At 49.3% G+C, this 12273-nt stretch carries 8 protein-coding genes and 1 tRNA gene; 6 read left to right on the top strand and 3 right to left on the bottom strand.

Features of this window, described 5'->3' with window-relative positions; genetic code table 11:
• Window positions 1-742: 742 nt before the first annotated feature.
• Window positions 743-1114: a hypothetical protein gene (locus tag RTU96_RS08565; protein WP_312636115.1), complete on the bottom strand. Its 372-nt coding sequence runs from the start codon at window positions 1112-1114 to the stop codon at window positions 743-745.
• A gap of 171 nt (window positions 1115-1285) precedes the next feature.
• Between RTU96_RS08565 and RTU96_RS08560 the strand changes: the two genes are divergently transcribed.
• From RTU96_RS08560 to msrB, 3 genes are all read left to right on the top strand, one after another.
• Window positions 1286-2089: an AraC family transcriptional regulator gene (locus RTU96_RS08560; protein WP_312636114.1), complete on the top strand. Its 804-nt coding sequence runs from the start codon at window positions 1286-1288 to the stop codon at window positions 2087-2089.
• A 68-nt stretch (window positions 2090-2157) separates the two neighbouring features.
• Complete coding sequence (locus tag RTU96_RS08555; RefSeq protein ID WP_312636112.1) at window positions 2158-4263, top strand: ATP-dependent helicase; 2106 nt, start codon at window positions 2158-2160, stop codon at window positions 4261-4263.
• A 307-nt stretch (window positions 4264-4570) separates the two neighbouring features.
• Window positions 4571-5521: a peptide-methionine (R)-S-oxide reductase MsrB gene (gene msrB, locus RTU96_RS08550; protein ID WP_312636111.1), complete on the top strand. Its 951-nt coding sequence runs from the start codon at window positions 4571-4573 to the stop codon at window positions 5519-5521.
• 45 nt (window positions 5522-5566) lie between these two features.
• Here msrB and RTU96_RS08545 read toward each other — a convergent pair whose 3' ends face one another.
• A complete protein-coding gene (locus RTU96_RS08545) occupies window positions 5567-7018 on the bottom strand; it encodes a YdiU family protein (RefSeq protein ID WP_397356738.1) in 1452 nt (483 codons plus the stop codon).
• Between the two features lie 748 nt (window positions 7019-7766).
• Between RTU96_RS08545 and RTU96_RS08540 the strand changes: the two genes are divergently transcribed.
• Window positions 7767-8960: a MalY/PatB family protein gene (locus RTU96_RS08540; RefSeq protein ID WP_312636108.1), complete on the top strand. Its 1194-nt coding sequence runs from the start codon at window positions 7767-7769 to the stop codon at window positions 8958-8960.
• A 13-nt stretch (window positions 8961-8973) separates the two neighbouring features.
• Window positions 8974-10383, top strand: coding sequence for a Na+/H+ antiporter NhaC (nhaC, locus tag RTU96_RS08535; RefSeq protein WP_312636107.1), 1410 nt, complete (start codon window positions 8974-8976; stop codon window positions 10381-10383).
• A 389-nt stretch (window positions 10384-10772) separates the two neighbouring features.
• Here the strand turns inward: nhaC and RTU96_RS08530 are convergent.
• Window positions 10773-10846: transfer RNA gene (locus tag RTU96_RS08530), tRNA-Gly, on the bottom strand.
• A gap of 308 nt (window positions 10847-11154) precedes the next feature.
• On the opposite strand from RTU96_RS08530, the gene RTU96_RS08525 reads away from it, so the two are divergent.
• Window positions 11155-12273 carry a D-alanyl-D-alanine carboxypeptidase family protein gene (locus RTU96_RS08525; protein WP_312279093.1) on the top strand — a complete coding sequence of 373 codons (1119 nt, stop codon included), beginning with the start codon at window positions 11155-11157 and terminating at the stop codon, window positions 12271-12273.

The following is a 12273-nucleotide window of genomic DNA, read 5'->3' as shown; positions in this document are numbered from 1 at the left end:
ATCTCGGACTGCTGCTGTGGCAATCTCTGCTGCAAATTCTGTACGACCTGCCCAAAAGGGCAACGGAAGCGGAATCAATCTGCCGCCGCGTCTTTTGGCTCAGCGGCTTGGGCTCCGGTAATCCGGTTCCGGATAGCTTCCCGATTTTTTATTCAAATTTTCAAGTCTCCGCCCCTGACAGTATGGCTATAATATCCAAAAAACAAAAATAAATCTAACTCAAAATTTACATATTAATTCAAAATTTACTGCTAAAAAATAATTACTTTACGTCAAAAAAATAACGATCTCTTTAGATTCTCGGGCAAACGTGTAGGTCGATTCGGTTTTAAAGTTAATTTTGGCTCAAAAATCGCCCGTGCAAGATTGCTAAAAATAGCGGCATTTGTATGCCGCCGTGGACTTTGTTGCATGGGGGCATGAAAAAAATTTGATTTATTCAAAAGAGAGGGGTAGAATGGGAAATATACCCATACAATCTCTAGGTTGCTGAAATAATTGCGGCAATACCGCATAACAGAATAAAAATTCTTACATCAACCTCTGAAAAGCAGGTGTCCTGGGGCAGGCGGCAATGATGGTGGAATTCACAAGCCTACTCTTCTTCACCAGCAGTTCCTATGTCTGAGAGCGCTCTGCGACCTGATTTTTAATAATCCGTAAGATTCGTATGAAAGGGACTGCGGCGTGAGGCTGATTTCGCTGGCGTTATATTGCAAAGAGGGGCGGAAGAGCCAGCGTTCTACTGTAAGATGAGTGCCATAAAAAAGGAGGGTTGCTGAAACCCCGGAGCCGCGGCTGAAAACCGGCGAAAAAAGGCGCCGCAGAAGGAATGACTGAAAACCCGGTTCGGCGAAACTTTCCTGCGGCGCTCACAATTAAATAAATATAGTTGAAAAACATCATGCAGATCCCTTGTATAGACAAAAAATCCTAGATCGCTGTCGTTCTGGGTTGCTCCTGCGGCAACGCTTGAATCGAGAATTTTTTTGTCGGGTCGAAGAGAGAACAACGCTGCCAGTTTCAGGAGAAGATATTGATTATCCAAGTTCCCCGTAAATGCGTTCCTGTCGGTAGATAGCAGCCAGCCCCTTTCGGCTTGGTTTTGTTCCAATATGATTGGGGGCTCTTCTTTTTAAAGAACGAGTAGTTTTCAGGCTTGCTATCCTGTAAACAATTGGTAATTGTATGTTATTTGAGTTTTACTCATTGCTGCAATTACCCGTTAGGATAGGTGATAATTATGTTGTCGAATTTTAGAAGTGATCTGGAGTCGTTAAATGGTTTGGAAGCAGATAGCATCAGGACACTGTGCTACGAACTCCCTTCCGGTTATCAGGATTGCTATAGAACTTACGAATATACTAGATTATGCACAATCACACAAGGGGAAAAATGCATTACCGTCGACAATAAGACCTTAAAATATGATTCCAGCAAAATTCTCATTTTGCCATCTCAGGCAAAGATAGGCATGAAAATATATAAACCGACAAAAGCAATTGTCTATGAACTTAATAACATAGTAATCGACCGCGTGAGTGAAGAAGTTTGCAATGACTACTCTTTAAATCTCTCTTTCTTTTTAAACCAAAAATTTTATCTGGGAAACAACAATTTTAATGAGCTGTTAGGCAGAATCAGAACAGAGCTATGCAAAGAAAACAGATCGGACTTTATCATTGATTTGTATACGCAGGAGCTTGTCTACCATTTAATTCAAAATGAAGCAATCAGACAATTATTGTTAGATAATAATAATGCCGTTAATAAAGCAATCAAATATATGAACAGCAACTATACAAAGCCGGTGTGTATTAAGGAAATCGCATATAATTTAGGCATGTCGGAATCAGGCTTATGCCAATACTTCAAAAAGATAACCGGAATGTCTCCGAATAAATATTTTACAAAAATAAAATTAGAAAAAGCAAAGGAGATGCTTCGGGATATTAGTGTTACCGATGTAGCCTTCAATTTAGGCTATCTGAATATTTCTTATTTTATTGCCATTTTTAAAAAAATGTATGGATTAACTCCCAAGCAATATAAAATGAAAATACATAATATAGAGACCATTGCTGAGTGAACGTGTACAATCTTGCCCCAGCGACCGGCCACTCCGCGCAAGAGAAATTCAACCTACGAGGAAATAACGTGCATTACAAAGAATTCTGCAAACAGTTCAGCATCTCACTCAACGAGCAGCAGGCACAGGCAGTGCAACACACCGAAGGCGCGGTGTTGCTGCTTGCCGTGCCCGGAAGCGGAAAAACAACCGCACTGGTGGCGCGACTGGGATATATGCTGTACTGCGTGGGCGTGGCTCCGGAGCGCATTCTCACAATGACCTATACTGTCTCGGCAGCCGGGGACATGAAAAGCCGGTTTGCCGCTATGTTTGGCAATGAATACGCCGCAAGGCTTCAATTTCGCACGATAAACGGCGTGTGCGCCTCCATCATCAACGGTTATGTAAGAGATAAAGGCGCAGACGGCTTTGATCTGCTGGACGACAACCGGAAGCTGCTCACCGAGATCTATCGGAAGCTGCGCGCCGACTATCCCGTGGACGGCGAGGTGAAGGAGCTTCAAAAACAGATTACATACATTAAGAATATGCGCCTTACCCGTCAGGAAATAGACGCGCTTGATGCGAGCGGCGCGGACGTCGGGCCCATATATGATAAATACATTGATGAAATGAAGCGCCGCCGCCTGATGGACTATGACGACCAACTAGTCTACGCCTACAATATTCTCAAGTCCCGCCCGGAAATTCTGAACTCCTATCGGCGGAGATTCCCGTACCTTTGTGTGGATGAGGCGCAGGATACGTCCAAGATCCAGCATAGGATCATTCACCTGCTGGCTGGCAAGGACGGAAACCTCTTTATGGTGGGCGACCAGGATCAGAGCATTTACGGCTTCCGCGCGGCGTATCCGGACGCCCTGATGCACTTCGAGAGAGATTATTCAAACAGCACCGTCCTGCTTTTGGAGGAGAACTTCCGTTCCACGCCGGAGATTGTCTCGGCGGCGGACAGGTTTATCACTCGAAACACTATGCGGCACAAGAAACATATGCGTGCTTCCCGGCCTTCCGGCGCGCCGGTGCGAAAAGTGACGCTTACAAGCCGGGCGGCACAATACAGCTACATTGCAAAAATGGCCCAGAGCGAACCCGAACGGGAGTTGGCTGTGCTGTATCGCAATAACGACAGCGCCGTGCCGCTGATCGACTTTATGGACAGGAACGACATCAGCTATTGCATCCGCCAGTCAGACGGTGTTTTTTTCACCAGCCGCACGGTCTCCGGTGTCCGGGACCTTATGACGCTGGCGCTCTCGCCGCTGGATGCAGAGGCTTTCATGCGCGTCTACTATAAGCTGAACCTGCCCATAAGCCGAGCCGACGCCGAAAAGGCGGTGGAGCAGTGCCGAGCAGGGAAATGTGCGTCTCTCTTTGCTGCGTTGAGGCCCACCGGCAAAAAACCGGAGCGAATCGCAGAAAAATTCATTGAACTTCGAGCGCATTTCGCCGCCCTAAAGACGGACAGCGCAGCGGATGCGCTGCGGCGGATTCGTTACCAAATGGGATACGGAGCGTACCTCATGAGAAACGGCGGCGACGACGAGCGGCTCTATCTGCTCTCGCTGCTGGCATCCCGGGAGAAGAACATCGAAAGCTTCTTGAAGCGGCTGGATGCGCTTAAGAATATATTTGAAGCTGGCGGCGACAGAAAGAGTCATCTCATCCTCAGCACGATCCACTCAAGCAAGGGCTTGGAATATGACCGCGTTGCGATCATCGACGCGATTGACGGCATCCTACCCTCGGTGACGCTCAAGCCGGGACAGGCTTTGGATAAAGACGAGGAAACTGCTTTCGAGGAAGAACGGCGGCTGTTCTATGTGGCGGCGACCAGAGCAAAAAACGAGCTGCTGCTTATGAGTTACGAAAAAGCGCCGAAGTGTACGTTTATCCGCCAATTCTGCGAGCTGCTGACGCCCAACGCAGCCGGTGAACGGGGTAAGAAGATGGTGCCGTCCGCAAGTCCGGCGCCGGAAATGGCGCAAAGAATCCAGTGGATGGCTAAAGACTACATCAAAGGCGCAAACGTGATGCACAACGTATTCGGGCGTGGAATGATCGCGGAAAAAGGCGAGGATACAGTCACAATCCACTTTGCCAATGGAACCGTGAAACGATTTATCCTGTCCGCCTGTCTGGAAAAAGGGCTGCTTGGGCTCCAGCGATAAATTGTGGAATATATTGATTAAGCTGTGGCCCGAGTATACTTCCTTTTAATTACACAGTTTGTTTAAACGACAGGAGAAATACGAACTGTCAACATGGGAACAACTTCAGAAATATGTGCGGTCACATAAAAAGGCATCTGTCTGTTTCCATTTCATTTAGGCGGACAATACGTTCGTATTTTGTTTAAGTCATGATGCTCAACCGAAGATCATGGCGAAGGCATTGGCATTTGGCTGTATGAAACTGATTGTCACCCGCATGGGTAGATATCTCCGTGGGTGCAATACTAATGCATGGAGGTGGAGTATGTCTGAGATTTATTTTGCGGGCGGATGTTTTTGGGGACTGGAAAAGTATCTTGCCTCAATCCATGGAGTCAAGTCGACACAAGTGGGGTATGCCAACGGGAACAGGGAATCCCCCACCTATGAGGAAGTTTGCCATTCCAACACGGGACACGCAGAGACGGTAAAAGTAACCTATGATCCTGCCGTGCTTCCGCTGGAATTTCTTCTGGATTTATATTATGAAGCAATCGATCCGCTCTCGCACAATCGACAGGGCGGTGATGTGGGTACGCAATACCGAACCGGCATCTATTATGTCAGCTCAGAAGACACTCCGGTGATTGAAGCTTCCATCGCCAGACTGCAAAGCCGTTTCAGCGAGTCTATTGCGATTGAAGTGCTTCCCCTCCGCAATTTCAGCGCGGCGGAGGAATACCACCAAGAATACCTGAATAAGAATCCGGGTGGATATTGTCATATTGGGAAAGCACGATTTGAAAGGGCGGCAAACGCTATTGTAAATCCCGCCGCGTATTCAGCACCGGACACGGCTGCGCTGCGCCAAAAATTGACGCCCGAGCAGTATGCGGTGACACAGCGCAATGCCACCGAGCCGCCATTTGAAAACAAATTCTGCCAGACGTTTACGCCCGGCATTTATGTGGATATTACTACGGGTGAGCCCCTGTTTTCGTCAAGTAATAAATTTGAATCAGGCTGTGGTTGGCCAAGCTTTTCAAGACCGATTGATCCTCGTGTCATCCGCGAAAAAGAAGATTTTTCCCATGATATGGTACGAACCGAGATAAGAAGCCGCGTTGGAAACGCCCATTTAGGCCATGTGTTTTCCGACGGCCCGAAAGAATCAGGAGGTTTGCGCTATTGTATCAACAGCGCTTCGCTGCGATTTATTCCCAAGGAGGACATGGAGCGCGAGGGATATGGCTTTTTGCTGAGCCTGATAGATTAAAAAAAAGGGATTCTATTTCGGTGCGGCAATTTTGGATTGCACGCATCAAGTACCACAAAACGTTTGGTAATGACAAGACGCTGGCGGAGGCAATTGTGAGAATTCTTCTTGCTCAGCGGTATAGCTGTAAGGACTTTCCAAAGCAAGGAGCAGCTTATGCATTTTGGTTAAATCACCCTCTTGGGCAGCATTCAGCGCCTCTTCAACCAAATGGTTTCGTGGAATCATCGCAGGGTTATGGCTTTCCATAAGCTCCCCGCTTTCATTTCTCGATTGTGGCTGGCGGCCAAGACGTTCTTGCCAACGTTCATGCCAATGATGATACGCAGGTTGGGAGAACAAATTCTGACCATCGTTCTTCCCCAATGTTAAGGATTTGAATGTCTCCGTATAATCCGCTTGATATTGTTCCATAAGCTGCAAAAAATCGTTGATCAATAACGAGTCTTCCTCTTCCCGGCTATACAAACCCAGCTTTGCCCGCATTCCCGCCAGCCAATCATGATGATACAGACTCCAAAATGTTGAGACCTCTTCTTGTGCAAGTCCCACGGCCTGATTCTCGTCACTCTGCAAAAGGGGCAGCAAGGTTTCAGCAAAGCGCGCCAAATTCCAAGCGGCCATCTTCGGTTGGTTTTCATAGGCGTAGCGACCGTGGATATCTATGGAACTGAAAACAGTTGCCGGGCGATAGACATCCATAAAAGCACAAGGGCCATAATCAATGGTTTCACCGCTAATGGCCATATTATCTGTATTCATTACGCCATGAATAAATCCGGCCAATTGCCATTTGGAAATCAGAGATGCCTGTCGTTTTACCACTTCTTTGAGCAGCAGCAGATATTTGTTTTCAACTGCTGCAATGTCTGGAAAGTGACGTGTTATGGTGTAATCCGCCAGGCTGCGAACATCCTCTACCGTGCCAAAACGCGCAGCATATTCAAACGTTCCTACTCGAATGTGGCTTTTTGCAACACGTGTTAAAATTGCTCCGGGCAGGTTTTTCTCGCGTCTCACAGCTTCTCCTGTTGTTACGACCGCTAAGCTTCTGGTCGTTGGAATCCCCAATGCATACATAGCCTCACTAATGATATATTCCCGCAGCATAGGACCCAAGGCTGCGCGTCCATCGCCACCTCGAGAGTATGGGGTCGGCCCGGAACCTTTTAGCTGAATGTCAAATCGCTCTCCGGAATCTGTTATCTGTTCTCCAAGAAGGATAGCGCGTCCGTCACCCAACATGGTAAAATATCCAAACTGATGTCCTGCATACGCCTGGGCTATTGGCTTAGATTCGCTGGGAATTTCGTTTCCGGCAAAGACGCCTAATTGCAGAGGTACGCCTAAAGAAGCGGCTAATGCATGATTGAGAATGACAATCTTTGGGTTACGCACAGCGGTTGGGGATTGCTTCGTATAGAAAATCTTGGGTAGATTGATATAGCTGTTATGAAAGTTCCATTTTTGTTTATCCAATTTTCTCATCCTTCTTATCGAATCATGTTGCAGTCAGCCTTAGTGTCGGCTGATTTCATCTTTTTATGTTTCAGATGAGAGGTTCCCTCATCCATCAATTCGCCAGTTGAGTAAAAAGCAAAATATGAATTGCGCGGTTTGTTTATAATGCCCAATTTAAGAAACTACGGCGTAAAGCTAAAATAACCGCCAACTTAACAGCCGGCCTCCGGAAACAATTTTTCCGGGGACCGGTTTACTTGTGCGCAAATGAAGAATGTCTGCCTTTCAAAAAGAGAAAAAGCTCGGCCAGTGCGCGAGCTGGCTTCTCCGGGTGCGCCTCTAAAAGGGAAGTATGCCGAAGCAAACATAAGGTAAACCAGTTTTGCATCGGCGGTTCAAAAGTAAATCTTTTGGCTAACGATTGCGGCACAATGGATTTACAGCTTTTGTGCCAATTCTGGCAATTTGTTTTAAACTGTTCCGGCGATGTCAGGCCCAGCAAAAAGCCGGACGCATGCAGATATACTCTCTAAAAATGTTTAAATATCAGCCTTTTGACGGAATTGCTCTTATTGGCATAGTATTTGCTCAATTCAATAGCAGGCAATTGCACGAAATACAGTTGCAAGTCGGCAAGCGCCGAATGAGGAGGTGAGAAAGGCATTATAGATTTGATAAGGCATTGCTCATTCAATGCGTCGGAGAATGACTGCCTTCTTACCATCAAACCACTCGGCGCATAAAAAAGTCAGCCAGCAATCGAATACAGGAGGGGACAACAGCGATGACAATCACAGAACTAGAGACACAGTATGCCCCGGACCGCCGCAACACAAATTCTTATAAGTGGGATGCAATGGGCGGCAAATTTGGAAGAGACGATCTTCTGCCGCTTTGGGTTGCGGACATGGATTTTCGGGCACCCGAGTGCGTGGAAAAGGCGTTCCGAGAAATGGTAGACTTTGGCGTATACGGTTACTTTGTGCCGCCAAAGAGTTACTTTGACGCAGTTGTTTCCTGGGAGGCAAGGCGCCATGGATACCCTATACAGCCTGAGTGGCTGCGCTATACGTGCGGCGTAGTCCCCGGAATTTATTGGCTAACCAGCATTCTAACCACTCCGGATGATGCCTGCATGATATTGACGCCGTCCTATTATCCGTTTATGGAGGCAATCAAAAACACGGGGCGCCGTCTGATCTGCTCTGAGCTGGTCAACCGGGATGGACATTATACAATAGATGCCGAAAAGTTTGAACGGGACCTGATTGAACATCAGGTGAAGCTTTTTGTTCTCTGCTCTCCCCATAACCCCACGGGACGCGTCTGGACTCCTGAAGAACTGCGAACAATGCTGGAAACCTGCAAGCGCCACGGCATTTATGTAATCAGCGATGAAATTCATCAGGATATTTTGATGCCGGGACAGATACATCATCCGGCCGCAACTGTGGGAGATTATAACGACAAGCTGGTCATTCTTTCTGCGGCCTCGAAAACATTTAACATCGCGGGCCTGAAAAACTCCTTTGCCATTATTCCAAACGAAGATATTCGCCGGCGTTTTGATCAATATGTCCTTTCAATTCAGGCAACCAAGGGCGGAACCTTTGGATATGCGGCTGTGCAAGCAGTTTATAACCACGGAGAACCTTGGCTGGAGGCTGTGCTTGAAGTAATCTGGGATAACTTCGTTTATCTTCGCGACACATTTGCCAAAGAAGTGCCATTGGCTCAGGTCACGCCGCTGGAGGGAACCTATCTTGCCTGGGTGGATTTAAAGGCATATCTGACAAGCGCGGAACTGCAACCCTTCGTTCAGGAGAGCTGCGGTCTGGCGGTAGATTACGGCTCCTGGTTTTTTCCTTCTGAAAGAGCGGGCGACACCCATATCCGCCTGAATCTGGCCACACCCCGCGCCAACATTCGTCAGGCAGTCGACCGTCTGGTCAGTGAATTAAAGAAAAAGAGCAATTGAGGAGGGCACCCCTGTGAAAGAGAAGAAGAATGAAAGCAGCTTGCCGAAAGCAATTATATTGCTGGTATTGTCCATTGTTATTATTGTAATTGGGCTGAAATTTGTCAAAGCCTCCACATCAATCACTCTGCTGGTTGGCGGAGCGATCACCTCCGCCGTCGCAGTCCTTTGGGGAACCAAATGGGATGAGATCGAAAAGACGCTGTTTGATAATGTGCGCCTGATGGGAATCGGTATTTTTATTACCATGGCCATCGGCCTGATTGTGGGCTCCTGGATTTTGTCCGGAACAATCCCCACCATTATCTATTACGGAATGCAGATGATTGCCCCCTCCGCCTTTCTGTTCATTGCCTGCCTGCTTTGCTCCATCATGTCGCTAGCCACGGGAACCTCTTGGGGAACCATCGGAACCCTTGGCATTGCGCTGATCGGCGTGTCTCAGGGGCTTGGAATCCCCATGCAGTATACCGCCGGCGCAATTATTGTTGGCGCGATGTTCGGCGACAAGCTTTCCCCCCTTTCGGACACAACCATCATGGCCCCCGCCATGTCGGGAACCGACATCATTTCTCACATCAAGCACATGCTTTACACAACCATCCCCGGCTATATCATCTCGCTGGGTCTCTATCTGGTGATTGGCTCCCGGTTTTCCGGAAGCGTCTCAAGCGAGACTTCCACCCTGATTTTGAAGACGCTGGGAGAGCATTTCAATCTCAATCCGCTGACCTTGCTTCCTCCAATCATCGTCATTGCCTTAATTGTCAAAAAAATGCCCAGCATTCCCGTCTACGCCGTCGGCATTCTGGCGGGCTGCGTGTTCGCGCTTATCTTCCAGGGGGCAACCCTGAGCCAAATGGCAGCCGCGCTGGGTTCCGGCTTTGCTTCGGATACGGGCGTTGAAATTGTGGACACCATGCTTTCCCGCGGCGGTTTAAACGGAACACTGAGTACCGTGGGCATCATGCTGTGTGCGGCTGTTTTCGGCGCGCCGCTGAAAGCCTCCGGCGTGCTCCATACGCTGGTGAACGCGCTTGAGCGCTCCACCAAAAGCTGGAAAACCATTATGGCAGGTTCCTATATTGCCAATACCATTTTCCTGCTGATTACCACCAGCTACTATGTCTGCTTTACCGTAATCGGCCCCATTTTTCAGCCCATTTACGAGCGGTACGGCATTCCCAAAAAAAATCTGTCCCGTATGCTGGAGGATACCAGCACAGCCCTTTGCTGGGTAATTCCCTGGGGTATGTCAGGCATTTACGCCTCCGGCGTGTTCGGCGTTTCGGTGATGGATTATGCCCTTTATGCTCCAATGACTTGGCTGGGCGTCGTCTTTGCCTTTATCTATATTGCAACCGGCCGCTTCGTCGGCAAGATTGAGCCCGCGAAATCCGAGCCGGAGCAAACACCCGCATAAACCCATCCCCCGCCAATCCGGCCGTGCACCTTCCTAAAGCCAGCTCCTCCGTTCGCTATTCCACACTCCGGAGAAGCAGCACCGCAAAGACCGCCCAACGCGGTGTACGCCGGGTTTTTTAGGAAAGCTATCCGCGCGTACAAGCAAGCCCAATAGAAAGAGATAATGGGTAAAAGACCCCCTGATGTAGGATTTTACACTACATCAGGGGGCTTTGTATGTCAAGCCGGACGCATATCTGAAAGAACAGAACGCTTGATCTGTATTTTGACCTGTACGTTTTAAAAAATAGGACCGATTTTGCCCATTCCCCACCTCGCAGCAACATAAATAAAAAAATATAAAATCCCCGGAACCACTGAAATTTCAGTGGTTCCGGGGATTCATTCTGGAGCGGCTGATGGGAGTCGAACCCACCTATGCAGCTTGGGAAGCTGCCGTTCTACCGATGAACTACAGCCGCGCATCGCTCCTACAAATTGCGCGTGAGGATAGTATAGCAGACCCGTTCCCATTTTGCAAGACGAAAAATGGCCAAGGGCGCATTTGTTTTTCTTATTTCTCATAGACTGGGACAGCAAGGGCACCACCGCGCAATTCACGGCTGTTGCATTACATACGTATTTGCATGCAAAATTTTTTCAGGCTCTGCAAAATCGCCCGCAAATAAATTTCGTATTTGCCGCGTCTCTTGCCTTGTCCCGAACAAATTTGCCGACGCTTTTGCGTATTTAGAATGGTGCGGCATTGCCCAAAAAAAGGGGGAGCGTTATGAAAAAACTGCTGTTCGCGCTGGCGGCGGCACTGGTGTTGATTGTCCCGGCCAAGGCGCTGGAGGTATCCGCACCCTCCGCGCTGCTGATGGAAAAGGAGACGGGAACGGTTTTGTTCGCCAAAAACGAGCATGAAAAGCTGGAACCCGCCAGCGTCACCAAGGTGATGACTCTGCTTTTGACCATGGAGGCCATCGAGAACGGGACTCTTCACTATGATGACATGGTCACCGCCTCGGCCCACGCCTGCTCCATGGGCGGCAGCCAAATCTGGCTGAAGGAAAATGAGCAGCTAAGCGTTGACGACATGCTCAAGGCCGTGTGCGTCGTCTCCGCCAACGACTGCTCCGTGGCACTGGCGGAGCATATTGCCGGCAGTGAAGACGCCTTTGTGGAGCGAATGAACCAGCGGGCCAAGGAGCTGGGCATGAACGACACCCATTTCGTCAACCCCACCGGCCTTCCCGCCGAGGGACACGTCACCTCCTCTTACGACATTGCCCTGATGAGCCGGGAGCTGATTTTAAACCACCCGGACATTCGTAAGTACACCACCATCTGGATGGACACCCTGCGCAACGGGGCCTCGTCTCTGGTGAATACCAACAAGCTTATCCGTTTTTATGAGGGAGCCACCGGCCTGAAAACCGGCTCCACCGGCGCGGCCCAATACTGCCTCTCCGGCACGGCGGAGAGGGACGGCATGGAACTGATCGCCGTCATTATGAAGGGCCCCACCTCCGCTCAGCGGTTTGAAGACGCCAAGGCTCTGCTGAGCTATGGCTTTTCCACCTATGCTCTGGTAAAGGCCATGCCCGACGGGGCGCTGCCTCCGGTAAACGTATCGCTGGGGACGCAGACCACCGTGCAACCCGTGGCGGCGGGCGAATCCCTGCTGCTGGAAAAGGCCAAGGCGGGAAAACTTGAAAAGTCTGTGTCCCTCACCGAGCAGGCGGCCGCCCCCATTGCAAAAGGCGACGTGCTGGGAACGCTGATCCTCTCATCCGGTGGGGAGACGGTGGCGGAAGTGCCGCTGGTGGCGGGAGAGGACGTTCCCCGCGTCTCCTGGGGAGCTCTTGCCCTGCGGTATCTGCGCACCGCATTTCTGGGCGGCTGA

Source organism: Oscillibacter sp. (assembly GCF_032018205.1).
Classification (GTDB): Bacteria; Bacillota; Clostridia; order Oscillospirales; family Oscillospiraceae; genus Oscillibacter.
The sequence above is the reverse complement of the archived record's forward strand: the minus strand, read 5'-3'. Positions and strand labels throughout refer to the sequence as shown.

Coding starts and splice junctions, on each gene's coding strand:
- RTU96_RS08540 (WP_312636108.1), top strand. CDS start 7,767: ATGACAATCACAGAACTAGAGACACAGTATGCCCCGGACCGCCGCAAC.
- RTU96_RS08525 (WP_312279093.1), top strand. CDS start 11,155: ATGAAAAAACTGCTGTTCGCGCTGGCGGCGGCACTGGTGTTGATTGTC.
- msrB (WP_312636111.1), top strand. CDS start 4,571: ATGTCTGAGATTTATTTTGCGGGCGGATGTTTTTGGGGACTGGAAAAG.